Source organism: Methylophilus sp. DMC14, assembly GCF_056314085.1.
The window spans coordinates 145428-170581 of sequence record NZ_JBQUZA010000002.1 but is presented as its reverse complement, the minus strand read 5'-3'; the positions used below and the strand labels follow the sequence as shown (position 1 = coordinate 170581).

General features: G+C 49.6%; 28 protein-coding genes. 21 read left to right on the top strand and 7 right to left on the bottom strand.

Features of this window, described 5'->3' with window-relative positions:
* The first annotated feature begins 250 nt into the window (after window positions 1-250).
* The 5 genes from ACT53C_RS05035 (at window position 251) to ACT53C_RS05015 (ending at window position 5221) form a co-directional block, all read left to right on the top strand.
* Window positions 251-712 carry a DUF2244 domain-containing protein gene (locus tag ACT53C_RS05035; protein WP_476145128.1) on the top strand — a complete coding sequence of 154 codons (462 nt, stop codon included), beginning with the start codon at window positions 251-253 and terminating at the stop codon, window positions 710-712.
* 20 nt (window positions 713-732) lie between these two features.
* Window positions 733-1899, top strand: coding sequence for a cytochrome c oxidase subunit II (gene coxB, locus ACT53C_RS05030; protein WP_194749335.1), 1167 nt, complete (start codon window positions 733-735; stop codon window positions 1897-1899).
* Window positions 1900-1929: 30 nt separating this feature from the next.
* Window positions 1930-3522, top strand: coding sequence for a cytochrome c oxidase subunit I (ctaD, locus tag ACT53C_RS05025; protein WP_194749336.1), 1593 nt, complete (start codon window positions 1930-1932; stop codon window positions 3520-3522).
* A 186-nt stretch (window positions 3523-3708) separates the two neighbouring features.
* The gene (locus ACT53C_RS05020) at window positions 3709-4248 is read left to right on the top strand and encodes a cytochrome c oxidase assembly protein (RefSeq protein WP_476145126.1); all 540 of its coding nucleotides are present in this window, start codon (window positions 3709-3711) and stop codon (window positions 4246-4248) included.
* Between the two features lie 40 nt (window positions 4249-4288).
* Window positions 4289-5221, top strand: a complete 933-nt coding sequence (locus ACT53C_RS05015) for a cytochrome c oxidase subunit 3 (protein ID WP_476145125.1) — start codon at window positions 4289-4291, stop codon at window positions 5219-5221.
* Between the two features lie 58 nt (window positions 5222-5279).
* Here ACT53C_RS05015 and ACT53C_RS05010 read toward each other — a convergent pair whose 3' ends face one another.
* Window positions 5280-5480 (bottom strand): twin transmembrane helix small protein, encoded by a 201-nt coding sequence (locus tag ACT53C_RS05010; protein WP_476145124.1) that lies wholly within the window; start codon window positions 5478-5480, stop codon window positions 5280-5282.
* 61 nt (window positions 5481-5541) lie between these two features.
* Here ACT53C_RS05010 and ACT53C_RS05005 point away from each other — a divergent pair, with 61 nt between their 5' ends.
* Genes ACT53C_RS05005 through cyoE form a run of 4 tightly spaced genes read left to right on the top strand, consistent with a single transcriptional unit; the run spans window position 5542 to window position 8762 of the window.
* Window positions 5542-6255: an SURF1 family protein gene (locus ACT53C_RS05005; protein WP_476145123.1), complete on the top strand. Its 714-nt coding sequence runs from the start codon at window positions 5542-5544 to the stop codon at window positions 6253-6255.
* Window positions 6256-6257: 2 nt separating this feature from the next.
* On the top strand, window positions 6258-6872 hold the full coding sequence (locus ACT53C_RS05000; protein ID WP_476145122.1) for an SCO family protein: 615 nt from the start codon (window positions 6258-6260) through the stop codon (window positions 6870-6872).
* Window positions 6873-6875: 3 nt separating this feature from the next.
* Complete coding sequence (locus ACT53C_RS04995) at window positions 6876-7841, top strand: COX15/CtaA family protein (RefSeq protein WP_476145120.1); 966 nt, start codon at window positions 6876-6878, stop codon at window positions 7839-7841.
* Between the two features lie 27 nt (window positions 7842-7868).
* Window positions 7869-8762, top strand: a complete 894-nt coding sequence (gene cyoE, locus ACT53C_RS04990; RefSeq protein WP_476145119.1) for a heme o synthase — start codon at window positions 7869-7871, stop codon at window positions 8760-8762.
* Window positions 8763-8839: 77 nt separating this feature from the next.
* On the opposite strand, the gene ACT53C_RS04985 is transcribed toward cyoE, so the two are convergent.
* From ACT53C_RS04985 to ACT53C_RS04965, 5 genes are all read right to left on the bottom strand, one after another.
* Window positions 8840-9361, bottom strand: coding sequence for a superoxide dismutase family protein (locus tag ACT53C_RS04985; protein WP_476145118.1), 522 nt, complete (start codon window positions 9359-9361; stop codon window positions 8840-8842).
* A 157-nt stretch (window positions 9362-9518) separates the two neighbouring features.
* Window positions 9519-10382, bottom strand: coding sequence for a fatty acid desaturase family protein (locus tag ACT53C_RS04980; RefSeq protein WP_275356683.1), 864 nt, complete (start codon window positions 10380-10382; stop codon window positions 9519-9521).
* On the bottom strand, window positions 10383-11255 hold the full coding sequence (locus ACT53C_RS04975; RefSeq protein ID WP_476145117.1) for a fatty acid desaturase family protein: 873 nt from the start codon (window positions 11253-11255) through the stop codon (window positions 10383-10385).
* A 178-nt stretch (window positions 11256-11433) separates the two neighbouring features.
* A complete protein-coding gene (locus tag ACT53C_RS04970; RefSeq protein ID WP_194749345.1) occupies window positions 11434-11721 on the bottom strand; it encodes a PsiF family protein in 288 nt (95 codons plus the stop codon).
* A gap of 147 nt (window positions 11722-11868) precedes the next feature.
* Window positions 11869-13806: an SMP-30/gluconolactonase/LRE family protein gene (locus ACT53C_RS04965; RefSeq protein WP_476145116.1), complete on the bottom strand. Its 1938-nt coding sequence runs from the start codon at window positions 13804-13806 to the stop codon at window positions 11869-11871.
* A gap of 184 nt (window positions 13807-13990) precedes the next feature.
* On the opposite strand from ACT53C_RS04965, the gene ACT53C_RS04960 reads away from it, so the two are divergent.
* Together ACT53C_RS04960 and ACT53C_RS04955 are read left to right on the top strand one after the other, a co-directional pair.
* Complete coding sequence (locus ACT53C_RS04960) at window positions 13991-14956, top strand: AraC family transcriptional regulator (protein ID WP_194749347.1); 966 nt, start codon at window positions 13991-13993, stop codon at window positions 14954-14956.
* Window positions 14957-15111: 155 nt separating this feature from the next.
* Window positions 15112-16155, top strand: coding sequence for an NAD(P)-dependent alcohol dehydrogenase (locus ACT53C_RS04955; protein WP_476145115.1), 1044 nt, complete (start codon window positions 15112-15114; stop codon window positions 16153-16155).
* 107 nt (window positions 16156-16262) lie between these two features.
* Here ACT53C_RS04955 and ACT53C_RS04950 read toward each other — a convergent pair whose 3' ends face one another.
* Window positions 16263-16604 (bottom strand): FlxA-like family protein, encoded by a 342-nt coding sequence (locus ACT53C_RS04950; protein ID WP_476145114.1) that lies wholly within the window; start codon window positions 16602-16604, stop codon window positions 16263-16265.
* A gap of 316 nt (window positions 16605-16920) precedes the next feature.
* Here ACT53C_RS04950 and ureE point away from each other — a divergent pair, with 316 nt between their 5' ends.
* The 10 genes from ureE to ACT53C_RS04900 all read left to right on the top strand — a co-directional run bounded on the left by ureE (window position 16921) and on the right by ACT53C_RS04900 (window position 25099).
* Window positions 16921-17367, top strand: coding sequence for an urease accessory protein UreE (gene ureE / locus ACT53C_RS04945; protein WP_476145113.1), 447 nt, complete (start codon window positions 16921-16923; stop codon window positions 17365-17367).
* The gene (locus ACT53C_RS04940; RefSeq protein ID WP_476145112.1) at window positions 17360-18037 is read left to right on the top strand and encodes an urease accessory protein UreF; all 678 of its coding nucleotides are present in this window, start codon (window positions 17360-17362) and stop codon (window positions 18035-18037) included. Before ureE ends, ACT53C_RS04940 begins: the two co-directional genes overlap by 8 nt.
* 24 nt (window positions 18038-18061) lie before the next feature.
* Window positions 18062-18763, top strand: coding sequence for an urease subunit gamma (locus ACT53C_RS04935; RefSeq protein WP_476145111.1), 702 nt, complete (start codon window positions 18062-18064; stop codon window positions 18761-18763).
* Between the two features lie 3 nt (window positions 18764-18766).
* Complete coding sequence (ureC, locus tag ACT53C_RS04930; protein ID WP_476145110.1) at window positions 18767-20476, top strand: urease subunit alpha; 1710 nt, start codon at window positions 18767-18769, stop codon at window positions 20474-20476.
* Window positions 20473-21108 (top strand): urease accessory protein UreG, encoded by a 636-nt coding sequence (gene ureG / locus ACT53C_RS04925; protein WP_313987034.1) that lies wholly within the window; start codon window positions 20473-20475, stop codon window positions 21106-21108. The genes ureC and ureG overlap by 4 nt, the downstream gene beginning before the upstream one ends.
* Before the next feature lie 214 nt (window positions 21109-21322).
* A complete protein-coding gene (locus ACT53C_RS04920) occupies window positions 21323-22021 on the top strand; it encodes an urease accessory protein UreD (RefSeq protein ID WP_476145108.1) in 699 nt (232 codons plus the stop codon).
* 45 nt (window positions 22022-22066) lie between these two features.
* On the top strand, window positions 22067-22639 hold the full coding sequence (locus ACT53C_RS04915; protein WP_476145106.1) for a HupE/UreJ family protein: 573 nt from the start codon (window positions 22067-22069) through the stop codon (window positions 22637-22639).
* Between the two features lie 56 nt (window positions 22640-22695).
* Window positions 22696-23847, top strand: coding sequence for a transporter substrate-binding domain-containing protein (locus ACT53C_RS04910; RefSeq protein ID WP_476145104.1), 1152 nt, complete (start codon window positions 22696-22698; stop codon window positions 23845-23847).
* A complete protein-coding gene (locus ACT53C_RS04905) occupies window positions 23813-24469 on the top strand; it encodes an ANTAR domain-containing response regulator (protein WP_476145102.1) in 657 nt (218 codons plus the stop codon). The genes ACT53C_RS04910 and ACT53C_RS04905 overlap by 35 nt, the downstream gene beginning before the upstream one ends.
* 126 nt (window positions 24470-24595) lie before the next feature.
* Window positions 24596-25099 carry a MarR family winged helix-turn-helix transcriptional regulator gene (locus ACT53C_RS04900; protein ID WP_313987048.1) on the top strand — a complete coding sequence of 168 codons (504 nt, stop codon included), beginning with the start codon at window positions 24596-24598 and terminating at the stop codon, window positions 25097-25099.
* Window positions 25100-25154: the final 55 nt, after the last annotated feature.

The following is a 25154-nucleotide window of genomic DNA, read 5'->3' as shown; positions in this document are numbered from 1 at the left end:
GGCAGAACCAAGGTTTTGAATTGCTTTGCCGCGTTTTTAAGGGGCTGTGAGGGGGATTGCAATTGTGAGATTGGTAGAGTGAGAGTGTTTTTTTGTTAAGCGTGGCTATTCATAAATTTACATTGATGACATTGGCGCCGGGCATTTTTTGTCTTGTCACTGCGATTATCTTGTGCTAATTTACAACATGTAACAAATTTGTAACTAAACGTAATTTGGTTGATACAAGCTGAATTCTGGGTTGGCAAACATGTTATCTATTTGCGAAACACAATGCGTTACCAGGCCAAATGCCTCGGCTTCATCGGAAAGTGTGTTGAAGTTGTTGCTGAGTTTGGGCGTGTTTTCGGGGCTGATTGCCATGGCTTTTTTGCATATCGGTGCCTGGATGGTGTTGCCATTTGCTGGCTTGGAATTGGTGATGGTGGTTCTGGCGTTTGTGGTGGTGCTGCGTCATAGCGGTGACTACGAAAAAATCACTTTCGTTGAGGATCATATTGAAATCGAACAAAGTGTGTTGGGGAAAATAAAACACGTTCGGTTTCAGCGCTACTGGACCCGTATAACGCTCAGGGAAGGTGAGAACGGCAAGACGTCACTGTGGATAGGGTCCCATAATCAAGAAGTCGAGTTTGGTCGAGATACCATGGATGATGCGCAACGCGAAGCCCTGGCCTCTCATCTCAAACGAACACTTCTAAAAACTAGATAACTGGATTTTGGAGCGATTAGATGCAAGGGATGAAGAAACTCGGGGTTGGTGCGGTTGCATGGTTTTTGTCTTTAAGTGCGCATGCTGACTACACCTGGAATTTTCCAGAGCCAGTCACGCCAATGGCTTTGGATACCCTCCACGTACATAATAAATTCATGCTGATTACTGCCGTGATTTTTGTGGTGGTGCTGGCAATCATGATTTACTCGATTGTGACCCACCGTCACAGCAAAGGCTACAAACCTGTCGCCGATAACCCTCCCTCTACTGCCGTAGAAATTTTCTGGACCTTGATCCCGTTTGCGATCCTGCTGTTGATTGACTTTGTCATCATGGGTATCCCGGCCTATCACAGCGTGGTGATGATGGAAGACACGCGAGACCAATCGACCATGGTGATCAAAATTACCGGGTCACAGTGGCGCTGGCAATATGAGTATCTTGATGGCGATGCCAAGGGCATCAAGTTCGTCAGCAATCTGGCGACGACTAACGGCCAAATGCATAACGAGGAAGATAAAGGCGAGCACTACCTGCTTGAAGTCGATAATCCGCTGGTGTTGCCTGTCGGCGAGAAGGTGCGCATTTTGATGACGGCCTCTGATGTGTTGCATAACTGGTGGGTGCCACAGTTTGGCTCGTCACGTGTGGCCGTGCCTGGGTTTATCCGTGAAACCTGGGTGCAAGTCGAGAAGCCAGGCGTCTACCGCGGCCAATGCAAAGAACTCTGTGGCAAGGGGCATGGCTATATGCCGGTGGTTGTGAATGCGGTTTCCAAAGAAGAGTTTGCGCAGTGGGCAAACAAAAAACAGGATGAGCAAAAAGCCGCGAATGATGTGAAAGAAATGACCAAGGATGAGTTGGTGGCGCAGGGTAAAGTGGTATACGAGAAAAACTGTGCCGTCTGCCATCAGGTGACCGGGGCTGGCTTGCCGCCTGCATTCCCGGCCTTGACCGGCAGCAAAATTGCGACGGGCGCTATTTTTGGCTCTGATGGCAAATATCAGAAAGATAGCCACCTTGACCGCGTGCTGAATGGCAAGGGTGTGATGCCCGCCTGGAAGGCAACTTTGAACGATACGGAAATTGCAGCGGTGATCACCTATGAGCGTAATGCCTTGGGTAACGCGGCGGCAGTGGATGCCGTGTTGCAGCCAGCGCAAGTTAAAGCAGCCCGTGAATAAATATTTAAGCGATTGATTTAGGAGAGCACTATGAGTACTACTTCAGTAGCACATCATGACGAGCATCAGGATCACCCAACCGGGATCATGCGTTGGCTGACGACGACAAACCACAAAGATATCGGGACCATGTACCTGACGTTTTCACTGATTATGTTCCTGGTCGGTGGCAGCATGATTCTTGGTATCCGTGCCGAGTTGTTCAAGCCCGGACTGCAATTGATGAACCCCGAGTTCTTTAATCAGTTAATTGGCGTGCATGCACTGATCATGATTTTTGCAGCGTTGATGCCTGCTGCAACCGGATTTGCCAACTGGATGTTGCCGTTGCAGATTGGTGCGCCAGACATGGCTTTGCCACGCTTGAATAACTGGGGCTTCTGGATTTTACCCCCTTCCGCCATCTTGCTGACGTTGCCCTTCACTCTGGCATTGTTTGGGGTGGGGGATGGCGCGCTGGCCACCGGTTGGACCTTTTACCCGCCGCTGTCTGTGCAAGGCGGCATTGGTGTGGACTTTGCCATTTTTGCGGTGCACTTGCTGGGTATTTCGTCTGTGTTGGGTTCAATCAACATTATTGTGACGATTTACAACATGCGTGCGCCTGGCATGACCCTGATGAAAATGCCGATGTTTGCCTGGGGTTGGCTGATCACCGCTTTCTTGCTGATTGCCACCATTCCTGTACTGGCCGGCGCGGTGACCATGTTGCTGACGGACCGTCACTTTGGTACACACTTCTTTGACGCTGCCGGTGGCGGTGACCCGATTATGTTCCAGCATTTGTTCTGGTTCTTTGGTCACCCGGAAGTCTACATTCTGCTATTGCCCGTCTGGGGCTTTATCCCCCAGATTCTGCAAACCTTCAGCCGCAAGCCTATGTATGGCTATAAAGCGCAAGTGTATTCATTGTGGGCGATTGGCGCTTTGGCGGTCGTTGTTTGGGCGCACCATTTCTTTACGGCAGGGATGCCTGTGCCTGCGCTGCTGTACTTTATGTATAGCACCATGGCAATTTCCTTACCGCTGGCGGTACTGTTCTACTGCTGGATTCGCACCATGTGGAAAGGCTCCATGAGCTTTGAAACCCCGATGTTGTTCACGGTCGGCTGGATTATCCTCTTCGGTGTCGGTGGTCTGACGGGCCTGGTGCTGGCAGACGTGGCTGCCGATGCACAATATCACAACAGTTACTTCGTGGTCGCACATTTCCATTACACCCTGTTTGCGGGTGGCATCATGGGGATTATGGCGGGCGTGTACTACTGGCTGCCAAAAATGACAGGCCATATGTATAACGAGAAACTGGGTAAATTGCATTTCTGGTTAACGGCCATTTCATTCAATGTGACCTTTATTCCACAGTTCTTTGTCGGCTTGGCCGGGATGCCGCGCCGGATTCCAGACTATGCCTTGCAGTTTGCCGAATTCAATATGATTTCGAGTATCGGTGCATTTGCCTTGGGTCTGTCACAGTTGCTGTTTGTCTACATCATTATCAGCTGTGTCAAAGGTGGCAAAAAGGCATCAGACCGAGTCTGGGAAGGGGCGCAAGGCCTGGAGTGGACATTGCCATCTCCTCCGCCATATCACAGCTTTACTGAACAGCCGGTGGTTAAATAAATGCTAAAAAAGCCAGTCAATCCAGTTTTTTTGGTTGATTGGCTTTGTTTTAAGGTTGACGTATTTTGAGTGATCCCAAGCAGTCTAATAATAGGAAAATTGCATGGCTGTTAGCCGCGGTGGCAATTATCTGGTACCTGATTTCAATGTTTACGATCTGGAAGTAAACCAGTCGCTGAAACAGTTATGGCATTAAAACAGGATCAGGAGCAAGCCAATCAAAAATTGGCTTTTAAGTTGGTATGGATCATCGTCGGTGCGCTGTTGTTTGCCTTTGCCTTGGTGCCATTGTACGACGTCATTTGTTCGGTGACCGGGCTCAATGGCAAAACCAAAAATACGGCGGAAACGGCCACAAATGCGGTGGTAGATTTAAAGCGGGAAGTGACCGTGCAGTTTGTGTCTTCGGTGATGCCAGGCTTGGGGTGGAATTTTTATCCCAAGCAAAGCAGTGTGGTGGTACATCCTGGTCAAGTCACTACGGTCATGTTTGAGGCAAAAAACATTACCAATGAGGAAGTGGTCGGGCAGGCCATTCCCAGTGTGACCCCAGGCAAAGCGTCGGCCCACTTGAAAAAAATAGAGTGTTTCTGCTTTGTCAGGCAGTCATTAAAACCGGGTGAAGTGAAGGCATTGCCACTGCGATTTTTCGTCAGTGCCGAACTGCCTAAAGATGTACAAGAAATGACCTTGTCGTATTCGTTTTTTCCGGCAAGTCAGCAATAAATAATATGAGTAACACGATTAAAGGATAGGGAGTTAATGCATGGCTAGTCATTCAGAAAATCACTATTTTGTCCCGCACGGCAGTATCTACCCGGCATTGATTTCAGTCGGGTTGCTGTCGATGGCGAGTGGCTTTGTCTTTAATGTCACCGGTTCAGACACACGGCTGGATGGGTCTATGAAAAATCCGGCCTTGTCTTACCTCGCCACCCCTGGCAAGTACATGATGTATCTGGGTGTGGCGATTGTGCTGGCTATGATGTTCAAGTGGTTAAGTGCCGTGGTGACTGAAAGCGTGACCGGGCAGTATAAAAAATGGGAAGACAAATCTTTCCGTATTGGCATGATCGTGTTTATTTGCTCTGAGGTGGCTTTTTTTGCAGCGTTCTTCGGGGCATTGTTTTATATGCGGGTGTTGTCAGTGCCTGATCTGGCTTCTTACGCGCCAGACATTACGCCTTACAAGGACTTTTTAAGTACTTGGCCATCACAGGGGCCTGGTGGAACGGTTTTGGGTGAAACCTATCAACCAAACACCGCCTTTCACCCCATGACTTGGAGTGGCCTGCCGCTGATCAATACCTTGTTGTTGTTGAGTTCTGGTGCGACCATTACCTGGGCGCACTGGGGGTTGATCAAAAACAACCGCAAGCAACTGATTGTGGGGTTGTTCCTGACGATTGCACTGGGGATAACGTTCTTGTGCTGCCAGGCTGCTGAGTACCACCACGCTTATACCGAAATGGGGCTGACCCTGAAGTCTGGCGCCTACGGTGCGACCTTCTTCATGTTAACCGGTTTCCACGGTTTTCACGTCACCATCGGCACCCTTATGCTGATTGTGATCTGGTTGCGCAGCATTCGCGGTCACTTTACACCCGAGCACCACTTCGGGTTTGAAGGCGTGGCTTGGTATTGGCACTTTGTGGATGTGGTTTGGCTCGGTTTGTATATCTTTGTTTACATGCTCTGACGGTTAAAAAGGGCGCAAACAGCGCCCTTTTTAGCCTAGGTGATTCCATCGTTCTGGATTAAAGCGTATGGCCAACGTAGCCAAAATGTGCGGCGATGACCAATGACAGAAACAGGAAGATAGACAGACCAATACGCAGGGTAAGTGCTTTAACTGTGCGGTCTGATCCGCGTTTGTCTTTGAGTAAAAAAAGCAGGGCAGAAAACAGGCTGCCAATAATGACGATCAGTATCAAAATGGTGGCAATTTTAATTAACATGATGTGATCTCTCGGTAACGTGATGACATTATGGGCTGTAAGCAAAAAAATGCAAATACCCATGGGAAATTATGTTTTTCGTCTGCGCTGGATGGTGGTGGCTGTGATGGTGGTGGCAATCTGGAGTTGTCTGCGCTTGGGACTGTGGCAGTGGCATAAGGCTGAGCAAAAACAGGCGATGATGCTCGCATTGAAACCGCATGGCGATGCCGTGGAGCTGCGCGCACAAGCGCTGGATATTCCCAGTCATATTGAGGCCCTGCACTTGCAGACAGTGATGATTAGCGGCCGCTATCTACCACAATACAGTTTTTTTCTGGATAACCAGGTGGTTCAAGGGCAGGCCGGATTTGCTGTTATCACCCCGTTTTTGCTGCATGACCAGAAGCATCTTATTTGGGTGAACCGTGGTTGGGTGCCCGGTTTTGCAGATCATCAAAAAGTCCCCGAGATTCAAACCCCTGAAGCAGAGCAAGTCATACGGGGGGTGTTCTGGCAACAAAGCAAAACCGGATTCAGGTTGGATAAAGCGGGCTTAAACTGGCAGATCGTGCAACCTGTGATCGATTTCTCCTATCTGCGGCAGCAGGTGCCTTTTTCGTTTGCAAATGTCATCCTCAAGCTGGATCCAGCAATGCCTGCCGGATTCGTCAGAGTATGGGAAGTGCCTAGCGGGCAAATTGAAAAGCATATGAGCTATGCCTATCAGTGGTTTGGGTTTGCCTTGGCGAGTTTTATGATTGGTCTTTATCAAATGATAGAAAAGCGGTCTTGATCATGCAGGAACAGTTGACAGAGGTGGTTTTGGACCCGATCCAGCAGCGCAAAGGCCGCAGGGTATTTTTTCTGCTAGCGGTATTTTTTACAGTGCCGCTGCTCGTCGTGGTCGCGATGTTCAAGTTTGACTGGCGACCCAGCGGTAAAAGTCATGGTCAACTCATTCATCCGCCGGTCTCGATTGCGCATGCGACGCACTGGGTCAGCGACAGGCAGCAAGCGCTGCCCACTTTCTGGCAAGACAAATGGAACATGGTGTTTATCGCACGGGAGTGCGACAGTGCTTGTATGCAGCGGCTGTACGACCTCAGGCAGATTTATGTCTCCTTGTATAAGGACATGATCCGCGTGCAACGGGTGCTCATCACGCAACAGGCCGATACCACAGCGATCCGTGCTCGTTATCCTGATTTGCTGATTATTAATGGGGAAACGCAGCAAATTGCAGAGTTGGGCGGGCTGTTAAGTGGTGGTGGACAGAATACGCTGGAGGCGCACCGCGTGTATTTTATTGATCCGCTCGGCAATATCATGATGCAGTACGGGCCAGAGATGGAAGCCAAGTGGATACGCAAGGATTTGGTCAAATTGTTAAAAGCTTCGTGGGCTGGATAGTCGATGTTTAAACGTTTAAGTGTGCTGGCGGCGATGGTGGCCTTTTGTGTCGTGGTGCTAGGGGCCTATGTCAGACTCTCTGATGCTGGCTTGGGTTGCCCCGACTGGCCGGGTTGTTATGGAGCGTTGACCGTGCCGCAAAGTGAGGCAGCGATAGTGTCTGCGCAACAGGCCTATCCAGATAAACCACTACAGCATGCCAAAGCCTGGAAGGAAATGGCACATCGCTATCTGGCGGGTAGCCTGGGCTTGTTAGTGTTGCTGCTTGGCGTATTGGCTTATACTAAAAGAAAAACTCTGGAAACACCGTGGCAACTTTCTGTGGGTTTGATTGGTCTGATTGTGCTGCAAGCGATGCTAGGTATGTGGACGGTGACGTTGCTGTTGAAACCCATGATTGTGACTTTGCATTTGCTGGGCGGCATGACGACCTTGGCCGTATTAAGCTGGATCGCATGTCGGCATGTTGTCAGCCAGCGTATCGCGATAAAGCCGTGGCAATTGCACTGGTTGCAACTGGCTTTGCTGGTCTGGATACTGCAGGTGCTACTGGGAGGCTGGACCAGCAGTAATTATGCGGCCTTGGCCTGCACGGACTTTCCCACCTGTCATGGTGCCTGGTGGCCAGATATGGATGCGGGCGAGGGCTTTCATTTGACGCGGGCTTTGGGTGAAAGCCGGGATGGTGGACAGCTGCACCTTAATGCATTAACGGCCATCCAATGGGTGCATCGGTTAGGGGCACTGCTGGTGTTTGTATGGCTCATGGTCAGCGTCAAGCTGGTGTGGCAATCAGCCATGCCGCGTTGGTTAACTGGCTGCTTGCTCGTGCTCGTTTTGGGTCAGATTGCACTAGGGATTGCCAACCTGATTTTGCAGTTACCGTTAGTGCTGGCAGTCATGCATAACGCCGGGGCTGCGCTGCTCGGAATATGCCTGGTTGCCATGAATGCCAGATTGAAGCATTGATTAGATTAAAACAAGGGGGAGTATGCAATGCAAACAGCATGGACACACATGGCCGCTGCAAAAATGGGCTTGCGGCACTTTTATGCCTTATGTAAACCGCGTGTCACCGCGCTGATCGTCTTTACTGCCATGATAGGCATGTTTATGGCCACACCGGGCATGGTACCCATCACTGTGCTGGTGGCAGCCACGGTGGGCATTGCTTTCGCGTCTGGGGCTGCCGCAGCTTTCAATTGCCTGATTGAATATAAGATTGATGCCATGATGGCGCGTACGCGCGCGCGACCATTGCCTACCGGCCAGTTATCACAAATGGAGACCTTGATGTTTGCCAGTGTACTGGGTGGGGTAGGGTTGAGCATCCTCTATTACTGGGTGAATCCGCTCACCATGTGGCTAACTTTAGCCACGTTTGTCGGCTATGCGGTGATTTACACAGTGTTTCTTAAACCTGCTACACCGATGAATATTGTGATTGGCGGCGCTTCTGGGGCCATGCCGCCCATTCTGGGCTGGGCAGCGGTCAACAATACCGTCTCGCCAGAGTCGCTGGTGATGTTTTTGATTATTTTTGCCTGGACGCCACCACACTTCTGGGCGCTGGCTTTGTATCGCCGCGAAGAATACGCCAAAGTCGGCATGCCTATGTTACCGGTCACTCATGGCGAGCGATTCACACTGTTGCATATTGTCTTGTATACCGTGATTCTGGTGGTGGTGTCGCTGATGCCCTATGGCCTCGGCATGAGTGGCTGGCTTTATCTGCTGTCCGCTGTGCTGCTGAATACAGTGTTTATGTATTATGTGGTCAGGCTCTACCGGCAGTATTCAGATGCGCTGGCCAAAACTACCTTCAAGTATTCCATTCTCTACCTGAGTCTGATTTTTGCCGCGCTGTTACTGGATCATTATCTCATTTAAAAACCAACAGCGTTTTAAAATCAAACCCACAGTGCCGATGCGGATAGATCCCGTATCGGCACTGTGGGTTTAGGACATTATTTAATCACGCCGCACGCGATTCTTGGTCCCGCATTGCCTGCAGGTTGAGTCACATAATCGTCGGCATCTCGATGAATAATCACCGCATGTCCAATGAGTGCATGTGCACCTTCAGCCAAACTGGCATCCTCCAGCGTGGCACGGTAAATGGCATTGCCCGTGTTGTCTGCTTTCAGGTTGGGAAGGTCGCCAAAATGATGGCTAGGCGTTGCTTGCGAGGCATGTGGATGCGCATCAGGATTGAAGTGCCCACCTGCGCTCGATGCATCCACCGCAGAACAATCGCCTTTTTCATGAATATGAAAGCCGTGTATGGAGTTGGGCGTCAAGCCCGCCACACGGGCAATCAACAGTACTTTCGTGCCCTGTTGAATCAGGTCTACATCGCCGGTGACCTGTGAGTCCGATTTGGCTTCTAGCGTGGCGTGCGCAGAAGTCTGCTGCATGAAAGGTATTTGACTGCAGGAGGCCAATAAAAAAGGCGAGAGGCTGAGCAGCAAGCGGGATAGGGTTTGCATGAAATACTCCTTGGTATGAATCATTGAGCGAGAGATTGCTGTCACCAGGCGAGGGCAGGTGTCGCAAAGTTGGGCATAAAGCCTTAAAGCAGGCACCAGGCTTTAAAAGTTTCCATGACGATCACTGGAACCATGCCACGATGCCTGGGAGATCCGACTACTTGGGTTGCAAGAAGCCCAGGCCATGCGACCAGGTAATCACATGCACGCCAGCCTCTTTCTGTTTGTCAGCAATTTGCAAATGCAGTTCATGCATTTTGGTCCAGTGGTGCTTGGGACGGTAATGGTGCTCGGCATGATAGCCATTGTTAAACCAGATCAGGTTGTAAAGCTTGCTGTAGCTGCTGACCCCCCAGGCAATCGGCAGGTCAGGATTGCCGCGCCAGTGCTCATACCAGCCGTTGAGCGAAGACAGGCAGTGGCCAAGGTAATAAAACGGCACCATAAACAGCATGAATTTCCAGTTCAGCACAAAACCGACCAGCACCAGCAGGATGGAGCAGAGGATTTCAAACACACCAAAGCGCGCCAGGCCAGGATTGCGTTTTTTAATTTCTCGGTAGATTTCCGCCGGGTCGTCCCTGAAATAACTTTTGAAGGTATACGCCCAGACATTCTCAGGTTCACCGTTGCTGCCGTAGCGGTAAATTGAGAGCCAGTCTATGGTGTTGCCATTGGCATCCGGCCGGTCGCTGTTACCAATATGATGGCGTTTATGCACGGCATCATAAAAGGTTTGCGAGAAGACCATGGTCACAGACTCCAACAGACTGAATATCCGGTTCAGGAACTCAGACTTGAAGTAGGGGTTGTGGATAAAGTTATGCGAGATGCCATTGATGTTCCATGAAATGCTGACGGCGTAGACCAGCCCCAGTAGTACATTGGCGTACCAGGGCAGGCGGTCAAACCATAGAAACATGCCAATCAAATAGGCAAAATGCAGTATCCCGAACACAACGGGGATCACATCCCAGTAAGAGTAAGCAAATAGAAAGCCAGGCTTGTTTTTGGCGGCCATTTATTGTTCCTTCATCCATTCCATCATAAATCCAATCGGGTGTGGCCAAGGGATCACCTTGACCCCGGCTTGTTTTTGTTTCTCGGCAATTTGTGTGTGCAAGGTATGCATCTGTGTCCAGTGATGCTTGGGCCGATAGTGATGTTCGGCGTGATAGCCATTGTTTAACCACAACCAGTTATAGAGTTTGTTATAGCAACTGACACCCCAGGCAATTGGCAAGTCCGGGTTGGCGCCAGCGTGCTCATAGTAGCCATTCATGGCCGTCAGCGAATGGCCCAGGTAATAAAAAAACACGAAGAACAGCCCGAATTGCCAATCCCACAGCAAAAAGCCCACGATCATCAAGGTGACCACGACGACTTCAAACACCGCAAAATAGGCCAATGCCTGGCTATGTTTTTTAATCAAACCGTAGATGCGTTTGGGATCATCGCGGAAATAACTCAGCAGCGAGTATTTGAGCGGATGCTCGGCTTGACCATGCTCGCCATGCCGATAAATGGAGATCCAGTCTATGGTCTCGCCATCGGCACCTTTGCGGTCATTGTTGCCAATGTGATGTTGCCGGTGTACATAGTCATACATGGTTTGCGAGAAGCCCATGGTGACTGATTCCATCAGGCTGAACAGTCGGTTGAGCAGGGCAGATTTGAAGTAGGCATTGTGAATAAAATTATGGGAAACACTATTCACATTCCACGAGATGCTAAAGGCATAGATCAGTCCCACCACACATTTTTGCCACAGCGCCAGACTATGAAAGCTGGAAATCATCCATGCAAAAAACAGAAAATGCAGGCAACCGGCAAGGACAGGGATGATATCCCAGGCGCTATAAGCGAACAGGTAAGGAGATTTTTTGACGCGCACGGGCCAAACCTCAGCAATGATCCACAGATAAAATAATCTCGTATCATGCAGCGGATCACTTACTTAATCCTTACAGCGGCAGAATTTTGCCAAACAGGGGCATGCGCCGACGTTTAGCGCATCGCAGAAGCAACAAAAAAGCCTGTGTAAAACACAGGCTTTTTTTGCAAGTGGTCGCTTAACTGGCGGACAGGCAGGATTTCATAAATGCTTTACGCTCATCGCCTTTGAGCGCTTTGGTTTTAGCGTCGGCGTTACAGGTTTTCATTTTTTCCTGTTGCGCGGTCAACCCTGAGCTGGCGCCCTCTGCGGACAGGCATTGTTTCATGAATGCTTTGCGTTCATCGCCGGCCAAGGCCTTGGCTTTTGCATCGGCGTTACAGGTTTTCATTTTTTCTTGTTGCGTGCCAGCCTGAACAGAAAAACAGACACAAGACAGCAACATAGCAATCACCAGTTTATTCATCGACGTCTCCAAACAAAATAAATTTTTCGAGTTTGAGGCTGCCAGCGGCAGGCCTGTGTGTTGCATTTTGACATAGAGCGCATGGCTTGTGGAATAAAAAAAGCCCGGGAGATCCCGGGCTTTTATGCCTGACGCTGAGACATCTATTTAATGAATGGGCATACGATAGAGAAAGCCGGCTTTCATGTCAGGGATCAGTAGCGATTTGCCATCCGCGGAGAGGCTGATATCGGCTGCTGACTGATAGCCCTGGATGATGCGTTGCGGCGTCGCTTTGGGGTCACTGAGTTGCCAGACGTTGCCGCCCGCCCAGTCACTGACATACAGCATGCCGTAGGCGTCGCGGATCAGGCCATCTGCGCCGCCAAAGCCCTGGTTCAGTAGCGTCACAACCGGCTTGCTGCCACCCAGTTGAACACTGAACAATTTGCCTGTGCCAAAGTCTGCGACCAGCAAACGGTTCGGACCATCCATGAGCAAACCATTGGGGCGTTTGATCCCGGCATTGGCTTTGAGCACTTGCGTGACCTTACCCTCAGGCGTGAGTTTGAAAATCCCCGCGCCCTTGCCGTTGTCATCGCCACTGTCAGAGACGTAGACATTGCCTAGGCCGTCAATCTCGATATCGTTCAGGAACACTGGTTTTTGTGGGAAGGCACTGGCGGCAGCGACTACGGTCTGCTTGCCGTTGCTGGTGTCAATCCGTACCACGCGATCATTATCCGCCACATACAGTTGGCCATTAAACAGATCCAGCCCTTTGGGATCATTCAGGCCTTCTGCCAGTGTGGTACGCGTGCCGTCTGCCGCAATGCGCGTGATTTTGCCATCGCCCGCTTTACCAAATTCACCGATTTCAGACACATATAGGGTGCCGTCCGGGCTGGCAAAGACGGATTCAGGCATGGCGAATCCGCTCAGTGTGTTGGCGGTGTTGGCGTTCATGCCTGACGCACCTGCTTTGCCGGTGTAGCTCACCCGGTAAATCACGCCGTTGTAATCGTCCGAGACCAGCAACGAACCATCCGCAAGCTGTAACACATCCGTCGGGCGGCCCCAGACTTCGCCATCCGCGGTGAGCCAGCCATCAATAAATGGCTTGGTTTCCTTGACCTGGTGCTGAGCATCAAAAGTCACGCGCACCAACTGGTAGCCAACCGGCACCTTGCGGTTCCACGAGCCATGCTGGGCAATTACCGCATTGCCCTGATACTCGGCAGGGAATTGCTTGCCCGTGTAAAACTTGAAGCCCAGATTGGCGCTGTGCGCCTGGAATTCTGCGACAGGCTTGGCCACCTCGGCAGGCGGCGTTTTGTTTTTCCAGTTGGGATCGCGTGTATCGCCGCCTGCATAATAGGGAAAACCAAAGTGCAGCCCGGCTTTAGGCGCTGCGTTAAGTTCGTCATGCGGGATATCAGGTCCGAGCAGATCGACGCCATTGTCAGTGAAAAACAGGGTTTGGGTGCCTGGCTGAAAATCCATGCCGACCGAGTTACGCACGCCTTTGGCAAACGTTTCCACCTGACTGCCATCGATATTCATGCGGATAATTGAGGCCTCGTGACCTGTCGGGTCGCAGATATTGCATGGCGCGCCTATGGTCACATATAGCTTGTTGTCCGGCCCCACCGCCAGATAGCGCCACCCGTGATGCGCCTTGTCCGGCAGTTGGTCATACACGACTTCACGCATGGCCTTAAACGGCAGCGTGAGGTCAAAGTCTGGGGCGGCATAGCGTGTGATGCGATGCTGCTCGGCCACATATAAATGGCCATCCACCATGGCGACGCCATTGCCAACCTTGAGATCGTCCAGAATGCTGACCACCTGGTCAGCCTTGTGATCTTTGTTTTTATCGACGACGGCATACACATGACTGCCACGCGTACCGACATACACATTGCCATTGGTGCCCAGCGCCATCTGGCGGGCCCCCGGCACCTCGGCATACACATCAATCTGAAAGCCATCCGGCAGATGCAGTTTGTTTAAATTGGCACGTACATCATTGATATCTGCCCAGGATGCATTCGCCGCTGTCGCAAGCACGGCGCCCAGCAGGCAGGTGATTAATCTTTTTTTCATCACGGATATCCTCTTCTCTACAAATATTTAAACCAATATACCTAGCTCAGCCAGTGTAAGCACTTGCGCAAGCCCTGCAAAGTTTAAAAATATGAAATGATTGCCTATTCCTATTTTGGATCTGCTGCTTATTGCTATTTGGTAGTAATATCAATGCCTGATTATTCAATCAACCGGGGATATTATGAATAATGAATGCTGGCATGCGCACGACAAGGAACGGACTATTTCTCTGCTCTCGGCACTGACGCCCAAAGAGGGATTTACCCTGACCGCACTCGATGGCGTCAAACTCATGCGCTGGAACCGGTCGATTGCACGCAGCCCGGTGTTTTACGAACCCAGTATTGTGTTCGTCTGCCAGGGCAGAAAAGTGGGTTACCTCGGCGGTGAGGTCTACCAGTATAACCCGCAGCAGTTTCTGATTCTGTCAGTGCCGTTGCCGTTTGAAAGCGAAACCATCGCCTCCCCAGACGAGCCACTGCTGGCCATTTCTATCCGTATCAACTTATCGGTGATCTCAGAGTTATTAATGAGTCTGGAGCACACAACGCCGATGCAGGTGAATGGCAAAAGCGGCATTATTTCTACTGCGCTGGACAAACAACTCTCCAATGCGGTGGTGCGATTGCTGGAGTGCCTGCAATCAAAAACGGAGGCTGCCGTGCTTGGCCAGGCGATTATCCGCGAGATTCATTACCGGCTGCTCACCTCGGCGCAATCTTCTGCCATCCTGGCCGCGCATAGCACGCACAGCAATTTGGGCCGCATCAGCAAAGCCTTGCGCCTGATTCATGCCGAATATGCCAACGCCCTCAATGTGGACACTCTGGCGGCGGTCTCTGCCATGAGTGTGCCGTCGTTTCATGCCGCCTTTCGCGATGTCACGGCCACTTCACCTATCCAGTATTTGAAAAAAACACGGCTGCACAAAGCCAGGTTGTTGATGGTGCAAGACGGTATGAATGCCACGCTGGCGGCGACCAAGGTGGGGTATGAGAGTGCTTCGCAGTTTAGCCGTGAGTTCAAGCGCATGTTTGGCCGCAGCCCGATGGAAGAGGTGAGTGCAGTCCGTAGTGCCTTGATCACTTCACCAGGGGAATTTATTGGCAATCAACGGGACTATGCTTATGTGACCGTTCAGCAATAGCGTCTATGCGGCCTGTCAAAACATCCGAGAGGAATAGGCAACGATTTGAGAAGAGCAGGCAAGCCGGATGACGTACGCTTGTTTAGACTGTTGATCAGACTGCGGACGACTTTGGCCGCGGAACATTTAGTTGAACAAAAAGACATGGAGATGCGATGAAAACTGCAGCCTACGGCGTACAAAATGCAACCTCGCCCGTTGCCCCTATGAGTATAGACCGCCGGGAGCCCGGTCCTAACGATGTGCTCATCGATATCGAGTACTGCGGGATTTGCCATTCGGATATTCACCAGGCGCGCAATGAATGGGGTGGCGGTTCACTTTATCCCATGGTGCCAGGACATGAAATTGTCGGCCGCGTGCGGCAGGTCGGCCCGCAAGTGAGCAAGTTCAAGCCTGGGCAATTGGTGGGGGTCGGTTGCATGGTGGATTCGTGCCGTCACTGTGAGGCCTGCGATGAAGGCGAAGAGCAATACTGTGACCACACGGTATTCACTTACAACGCCAAAGATCCCAAGCATGGCGGCCTGACCTTTGGTGGCTATGCCGAGCGGATTACCGTCGATGAACACTTTGTGGTCAGCGTGCCGGAAAACCTGGATACCAAAGCCGTGGCTCCCTTGCTCTGTGCCGGCATTACCTTGTATTCGCCATTGAAACACTGGAATGTGCAGCCCGGCCAGAAAGTCGGCATTATCGGCCTGGGCGGCTTGGGGCACATGGGCGTCAAGCTGGCGGCCGCGATGGGCGCGCATGTGGTGATGATCACCACTTCGGCCAGCAAGGCGGCTGATGCGACCAAGCTGGGGGCGCATGAGGTGCTGATCTCCACACAAGCCGAAGACCTGGCCAAGCATGCATCCAGTTTTGATTTGATTATTGACACGGTGCCGGTTGCCCATGACCTGAACCCCTATATTGGCCTGCTCAAGCGGGATAAAACTATCGTGCTGGTCGGTCCGCTGGATCCGGTTGACGTCCATGGCGCCAACCTGATCACGCAACGCCGTCATGTCGCCGGGTCACTGATAGGCGGCATTGCGGAAACCCAGGAAATGCTGGATTTCTGTGGCAAACATAACATCGTCAGTGATGTCGAGATGATCGATGCCAGCTATATCAATGATGCTTACGAGCGCATGCTCAAGAGTGACGTGAAATATCGTTTTGTGATTGATATCAATTCCATGAAAGCTTAAGCGGTGAGTACTTGCCGTCTGGCGATAAAAAAGCCCTGTTGAAATGAACAGGGCTTTTTTATAGGTAATGCCTGGCCCGACCACCAAAGCTGAGGGCCGAAAACAGTTTAAACATATTCGTCTATCATTGAGAGTTTCTGCTTGGCAGGCGCCTGGTTGTTCTGGTTCAGCGTTGAAGAGCCTTCTGACTGCTTCTGCTTTTCTGCTGTTTCCTGTTTTTGCCGGATAAGTTGGTCCAGTTGTGCTTGCGTCGCCTCGATTTGCAATTGGATGAGCTTGGCTTTGGCCTGCCCTTCTTTCGATTGCGTATTCATCGCTTCCTTCAGGTCTTTTTGCAGGGAGGTCAGCTTTTTCTGCAGTGCTTCTATGGCCGACTGGCTGCTGCCGCTCGTGCTGGCTGTACTGGTCATTTGAGTGCTCACAGCGGACATCGAAATAGAAATGGACATGGCATGCTCATAAAAGTATTGGCTACAATTGAATTACGACACAAGTCAGCCAAACTTGAGAAAAGCGCTGAATGTTTGACCAAGCCGACGATGACGGGTTTTATGCAAATTATTCAAAGCAAAACACAAAAATGTTGACAATGAAAGTATTTAAGAATAGTTTGAATACAGTTTGTTAATTCTACACAAATCGCCAATGTTGCCGGTTTAGTGTATGGCTAGGAAAGCCCTGTTCAGTCAGTTTATTGACTGAACAGGGCTTTTTTTTGCTCAAAATTTACATCGCTGTACTTATCAAGCTTAAGGGAACAGATGAATGCTCGTACTAAATAAAATCATTGCTAACTCGACTGATCAGGAGGTCGCTGAGCAGTTACACGATTTAAATCACCATGGCGTTGTTGAACACTTGGTACTGAATAAGGACGATGTTCTGAGGCACCGACTGCGGATGAAGACGGATAAAGGCACGGAGTGTGCGATTCAGCTTTCCAGAAATGAGATGTTGTCCAACGGGGCTGTACTTCTCCTTGAAGACAAAAAAGCGATCGTCGTTCAAATGGCTAAAGTTGAATATCTTTGCTTGCGGCCCACTAGCTTAGCTGCCGCGCTGGAGGTTGGGTATTTCTGCGGGAATATGCACTGGAAAGTGGATTTTGAGGGCGATATTTTGAGAATCATGTTGAATGGTCCGAAGGAACGATATATCGAGCGCATTTTCCATTTTATTTCAGATGTGAAAATTGAGTTGGTGTATGAGTAGTGATTCCCTATTCATCACTCTGCAGCATGCAGACAGCTTCTTTCCTTCGGGAGCAACTTCCTTTTCCTGGGGATTGGAGACGCTCTGCAATGAAAAAACAATTCAATCTTCGTTTGATTTAAATACGTATATCGAGGGTCAGTTAAGAGGACGTTGGGTCACTTGTGAATTGCCAGGCCTCATCGCTGCATACCAGGCTAAAGGGGATTTAGCAGCGGTTGCTCGCGTGGATAAAGAGTTACATGTTTTATCACTTACTAAGGAGTTTAGAACAGGGGCTGAACGCGCTGGTTCTGGCTTGTTAACCACGCATGCAAAATTAGGCACGCCGCATGCGGAAGAATACAAGAAACTCGTCAAAAGCCTAAAAGCGCCTGGGCAACTCTCGGCAGTTCAAGGCTTGCTGTGGTTTGGGGTCGGTTTAACCCAGCATCAGGCAGCCGTGTTGTCTGGATATAGTTTTTGTTCAGCCTTCGTCAGTGCAGCCATCAGGCTGGGTCTGATTGGCTATGTTGATAGCCAGATCATCATCAAGAACATGCATGAGATTTCCTCTCATTTGCTCTCGCAACCCTTGGTCCAGCTTGAAGAACTTAATTCGTATATACCCGAAACAGACATTGCTGTGATGCGGCATGAAACAGCAGATTCAAGATTGTTTTTTAATTGATGGCATACATTGAGGGAGAAATGCATGTTACTAACACCCGTAGAAATGGAGCGCTTTGCAATATTCAATGCAGCCCAGTTGGCGCGTAGAAGAAGGGAGCGCGGCCTAAAGTTGAACCACCCTGAGGCGATTGCCATTATTGCTGACGAAATTATGGAAGGGGCAAGAGACGGACGTTCCGTGGCCGAGCTCATTAGTTATGGCTCGCAGATTCTCACCACTGACGATGTCATGCCTGGCGTGGAAGCCATGGTCACGATGATTCAGGTGGAGCCGGTTTTTCCTGATGGGACAAAACTCGTTACCGTGCACGATCCAATCCGGCCAGGAAAACTCAAACGAGCGCCAGAGGATGAAATTGTTCCTGGTGAAATCATTGCAGCCGATGGTGACATTGAAATTAACGCCGGTAGAAAACAGGTTTCATTGAAAGCTGTGAATACTGGAGATAGGCCTATCCAAATTGGCAGCCATTACCACTTTTTCGAGGCTAATAGAGCCCTGGATTTTGAGCGTAGATTATCTTTTGGAATGCACCTCGACATCCCAGCGGGTACCGCAGTGCGTTTTGAGCCGGGCGAAAGCAAAGTGGTGACCCTTGTCGCTTTTGGCGGTAAAGCAGAAGTATATGGTTTAAACAACTTGACCAATGGTTCTGCAAAAAATGAAGAACTGCTAGAGGTCGCTTTAGAGCGGGCACGTCAATCAAACTTTAAAGGTGCGTAAGAGATGGCAAAGATCACGCGTAAAGAATATGCAGCAATGTACGGTCCAACCGTTGGCGATGCTGTTCGACTTGGAGATACCTCGCTGCTTGCTGAAATCGAAAAAGATTTTGGATTCCCAGGGGATGAGTGTTTGCATGGTGGCGGCAAAACGCTCCGTGATGGACTTGGAATGGCGCCAGGGTTTGATAGCGCATCCGGATCATTAGATATGTTGATCTCAAATGTGGTGATTATTGATCCAGTACTCGGCATCGTTAAAGGGGACATTGGGATTAAGGCCGGGAAAATAGTCAAGATTGGCAAGGCCGGTAACCCCGCCATTATGGATGGCGTAGATAGTGACTTGGTGATTGGCGCAGCGACCACGGTGCGGGATGGTGAAGGGCTCATTGCCACGCCTGGAGGCATTGATGTTCATGTTCATTTTGACAGCGCACAACTTTGCGAGCACGCCCTAAGTTCAGGCCTGACAACGCTCATAGGCGGGTCACTAGGGCCGATTACCGTCGGTATTGACAGTGCCGGGGAGTGGAATGTTGGCAAAATGCATCAATCCAGTGAGCATTGGCCAATCAACTTTGGATTCTTGGGGAGAAGCTCCTCCAACCCTCAATCAATATATGATCAACTTTCAGGCGGTTGTTTTGGTCTGAAAATTCATGAAGACTGGGGCGCGATGCCCGCTGTCATCGACACTTGCCTCTCTGTTGCGGATGAACTCGACTTCCAAGTTTGCCTTCATTCAGACACTCTAAATGAGAGTGGTTTTCTTGAAGACTCATTGGCCGCGGTCAAGGGTAGAACAATACACATGTACCATACGGAAGGCGCTGGTGGTGGGCATGCACCTGATATCATCAAAGTCGTCGGGGAGCTGAACTGCTTACCTTCTTCTACTAACCCCACCAATCCTTACACCATCAATACCTTCGATGAGCACCTGGATATGATTATGGTTTGCCATCATCTGAACCCATCCATTCCAGAAGATGTGGCCTTTGCTGAGAGTCGCATTCGAGCGCAAACAATTGCGGCTGAGGATGTTTTACATGATATGGGCGCCATCTCTATGCTTGGCTCTGACAGTCAAGGCATGGGGCGTATCAACGAAGTGGTTTGTAGAACCTGGCAGTTGGCAAGCAAGATGAAAGACCAGCGCGGCCGTTTAGCAGAGGAAACCTCCCGAATTGGGGATAACGAGCGGATCAAAAGGTACATCGCTAAATATACGATTAACGCAGCACGCGCGTTTGGGATCGATGAACATGTTGGCTCAATGGAAAGTGGAAAAATTGCAGATATCGTTTTATGGCGCCCTGCATTTTTTGGCATCAAACCTGAGTTAGTCGTGAAAGGCGGTTTCATTGTCTGGTCTCCCATGGGGGATAGTGCTGCATCATTAATGACCTGTGAACCAGTCATTATGCGTCCACAATGGGGCGCTTTTGGTGGCGCGCCAAGTCAGTTGAGCTTTAACTTTGTGAATCCTTTGGCAATAGAGGCTGGTCTGTCCGACAAGTTAGGGCTCAAAAAAGGTCTGCTTCCATCGTATGGCACCAGAAAAATCAATAAGTCCAATATGCTTCACAACAAGACCTTGCCTAATATCAGTGTCAACTCTCAAACCTTTCAGGTCTCCATTGATGGCGTTCCAATCACTTGTGAGCCTTCAACTAAACTCCCATTGGCGCAAAGGTACATGTTCAGATGAATACAGAAACTGTCAAACCACATAAGGGTGCCGCCAGGGTCGGCATTGGCGGTCCCGTTGGGTCGGGTAAAACGGCCTTACTTGAGCAACTGATTCCAAGATTTATTGCAAGAGGCACCCAACTCGCTGTCATCACCAATGATTTAGTAACTAAAGAGGATGCAATCAGGATTCAACGGAGCGGACTGATTTCACCTGACCGGGTGATGGCAGTCGAAACTGGCGCCTGTCCTCATACTGCTATCCGTGAAGATCCAACAATGAACATCCAGGCGGCTGATTTTCTGGATGAGAAATATGGAAATCTGGATCTCATCCTGATTGAAAGTGGCGGTGATAATTTGGCTTCTTCTTTTTCACTTGATCTGGTTGATTATTGGTTATTCGTCATTGATGTCGCAGGCGGCGATGATATTCCACGCAAACGCGGGCTAGGTGTCATGCAGTGCGATTTGTTGATCATCAATAAAACGGATTTAGCACCTTATGTCGGTGTAAATATCGAACGGATGTTGATGGAAGGGGAAGAGGTTCGAGGCGGCAAGCCAATACTGCTCACCAATTGCGCCAAAGGGCATGGCATTGATGAGGTGGTCGAGAAAATTGCCAGGGAGGTTCTTTTTGAGGGCTAAGCACTTACAGCTTGTGGAACCAATTGTCGAGGCAATTGAAGGTGGAGAAGCCGTGCCTTTGTCTTTAATGAAGCTTGGTTCAACAGGCGGCAATCAAGTCAGATTGGTATTTGTGTCTCCTGGGCCTGGTAAGCGCACTTATATCAATGAGCAATTTGTCACTTATCCCTTTCATGTATGCCGAGCGTATTACAAACCAAATGATCCGCCCAGTATGGCTACTTTATGTTTGCAATCGACTAGTGGCGGTATTTTTGAGAGTGATAGAACCAGTGTTTCGATCGTCCTTGCAGAGAATAGCCAGGCACGCATTACCACTGCGGCCGCGACGGTTGTGCACAGGATGGAGAAAGACATCGCACAACAGAAAGTCTTTATAGAAGCGGGGCCGGGCTCATTTTGTGAATATGCGCCTGGGCCTCTGATTATGTTTCCGATGGCCAATTTAATATCGAGTCTAGAGTTGAAAGTGGATCCATCAGCGACTGTGATATTTTGCGACTCTTTTATCGCGCACAACCCCAATCACAATGGCGAGACGTTTACGAGTTTACGGACAGACGTCTGTGTCCGTAATCTACAAGGGGAAGTGCTGGTGAGGGATCGCGCATTGGTGACTGGGGAGACCTACGAAAGCAAGACCCTAGGCATTACCGGCAAATATAAGGCGCAGGCAACACTCATGGTGATCGCCCAGCAGGTGTCTGCAGACGCTCTGGCGACCCATCTGCGGGCAGGATTGGTTGCGATGGAGGCGTTATATGTGGGCGTGTCTACCTTGCCATCCAACGCCGGGGTGTGGGTAAGGGTGCTGGGGGAGGATGGTGCATCCCTCAAACAAGGGCTGGATTTAGCATGGATATTGGTTCGAGAGTTTATGGTTGAATCTTTGCAATTAGCTGCGCTTGATTAGGGCAGATGCGTAGGAATGATCAATTTAAATGGAAAAGAGGAAAATATGAGAAGTGACACTAAATATCTAGTGACGATGTTTTTGATGATGTGGGCCGGAAGCACCTACGCGCACCCTGGGCATTTCGACGATATGATGGGTTTTTTTGCAGGCTTCAGTCACCCTATTAGCGGGGTTGACCATTTACTTTCTATGTTTGCAATAGGACTGCTCGCTGGTCAAAGAGATGGCAAAGCAATCATGTTGGTGCCGGTGGTATGCCTTTCGGCAATGGCGTTAGCATGTGCTGCAGCCATTTCAGGGTTGGTTATTTCCTTCAGTGAAATGGGTATCCTTTTAACATTGGTTGTCAGTGGCGTGCTGTTAGCATGCAGGGTCAAATTGTCCCTGCCATTGTTATTACCTTTGGTAGGGATGTTCTCTCTTTTTCATGGCTATGCGCATGGTCTTGAAATGCCGTTTAATGCAACAGGTTTTGAATACGGGGTGGGTTTAGTGGCAGGTTCGTCATTACTTCTGTTGGCGGGTATGCTCACTTCACTCAAAGGGCGTGAGAAGATAGTGGCCTATCTTGGCGCTGCCACTGCAGTGGTTGGGTTGTCGCTTCTGGTTGTATAAATACAATAAAATGCTTGAAGGCCGATTGCCTTGGTACGTTGTAGGGGTTTAAATTAATGCAAGATCATTCAATCAAAGTGGGCGTTCTGTACTCCCAAACTGGCGTCGTCTCGGCCATCGGAAACTCGCAACTACAAGGTACTCTGCTTGCGATAGATGAGGTGAATGCCGCTGGCGGTGTGAATGGCAGAATGATCGTTCCGATTTCATATGACACCCAGTCAAATCCTGATCTCGATGCTGCTTTTGCTGAAAAGTTAATCTTGGAAGATAAGGTAAAGGTGATTTTCGGAGGGTACACCTCCATCAGTCGTAGAGCTATTTTACCCGTGGTAGAAAAATGGAACAGGCTACTTTTTTATCCAACCATGTATGAGGGGTTTGAGTTCTCCAATAACGTCATTTATACAGGTGCAACGCCCAACCAGAATATCGTGCAATTAGTCGAGTATATGACCTCCAATTATGGTACAAGGGTTTACCTGGTTGGCTCTGACTATATCTTCCCCTATGAGTCGAATCGCATCATGAAAGAATTACTGACCCAGTATGAAGATGGTGAAGTCCTTGGTGAGGTATATTTGAAGTTGAATGCCAGTGAAGACGAGTTTCTGCCCATTATTGAAGATATCAAAGAAAAAAAACCTGACTTTATTTTTTCGACTGTGGTTGGAGAAACCACTGCATATTTGTATAAGCACTACGCTCAGGCTGGACTGAATCCTCAGCAAATGCCGATAGCAAGTTTGTCTACCTCAGAGGCTGAAATTGCACAAATGGGCGCTGAGGCTGCGGTAGGCCACTTTACAGCCTCACCCTATTTTCAATCTGTAGACTCTCAAGTCAATCGGGAGTGTCTAGCTAACTTTAGAAAAAAATTCGGGCATGGCGCAATCCCAAATATGAATTGGGAAGCAGCGTATTTCCAGGTTCACTTGTTTGCCAACGCGATGGCTCAATCCAACGATGATGATATTGAAGCACTCTTACCCTATCTATTGGATTCAGCGTTTAATGCCCCACAAGGCCTGATCAGTATTGATCCACTCAGTCATCATACAAATCTAAATCCTAGAATTGGACGAGCAAACGCTGATGGCCAATTTACGATTGTGCGTGAATCGTCAAATCAAGTGTATGCGGATCCCTATTTAGTGACACATACATTTGAAGATGTCCGTCTGGTTTCAGGACGATTGGGGATGTAATTTGACCAACGGCCAGCCCACTCAGGCTTTGAGACTAACTTCAGAGTTATTAAGAGATCTGCGATCTTTGAATGTGGTGGTATTTCACCCTCAGGATAAAGATGGGGAAATGCTACTTCAACAATTAGAGCGGATTGGCTGTAGGACGTCGCAATTCTGGCCACCGCGACCAGAGTTATCTGAATTAACAGATTTAATTTTTCTATCCATCAATCCTGAGTTTAATGTGGCAGAGTATGCTTGGTTTAACTCAGAGAATTGCCCACCCATTATTGCGGTTGTGGCTTATGAAAACCCAACCATCGTAAACCTGGCATTAAAGATAGGCGTAAAAGGCGTTGTTGCTTGTCCTATTCGCGAATTTGGCTTGCTTACTTCCATGGTGATTACCAGGCAGTGTTTCAAAGATATTGCCGAAGGGCGTAAGCGTATTCAGCGACTTGAAAGGAAAGTTGCGGGGGTGGCAACAGTCTATGAGGCGAAGCGAATTCTAATGGCTTCGAAAAAAATCTCAGAAGAAGAGGCTTATGCAATACTCCGTGAGCAAGCCAAGAGTAAGCGAGTTGAGATAGAAGTGATTGCGGAAACAATCATTTATGCTCAATCAATTCTGAATATTTGATATTGATTGAGCCTGCGTTGGGTCAATTAAATTTTTTGTGATGTTGCTGAGCCTACATCAAACAACAAGGACTCTTAACAGCAGCGCTTGCATTTTGTTTGATTCCATACTATACTGATCCGTACTATGTTGCTGCTCAAAGAATTACCCACCTCCAAAAGCCTGGAAAAGTTTGTGACCCGCTATCCTGGCACAGACATTACAGCGATTTCTGACTTTGTCAGTATTTTGCGCGCCGCGTCGGATATTTCGACGGCGCTGGATGCGTTACTGGCCAGGCATGGGTTGCTGCAAGGCCGCTGGTGGGTGCTGGTCTTGCTGATGCGGCAGGATGACCTGACTTCTTCGCCTTCAGACCTGGCCGACAAAGCCGGCGTGACCAAGGCCACCATGACTGGCTTCATTGACGGGCTGGAGCGTGAGGGCCTGGTGTCGCGCTTTATGGATACCAGTGACAGGCGCAAATTCCTCATCCGTTTGTCGGTGGCCGGGCAACAAAAACTCGATGAAGTCATGCCGGACTATGTGCAATGCGTCACCCAGTTTATGAACGTCCTGGCCAAGGCACAAAGAGACACCCTGATTGCGGATTTGGCGACATTGGCCAGCCGCGTCGATTTGATTAAATAAACGGCGGCATCATTTTTTTAATTATTTAGTTTGATGCCGTACTATTAACAGCCAT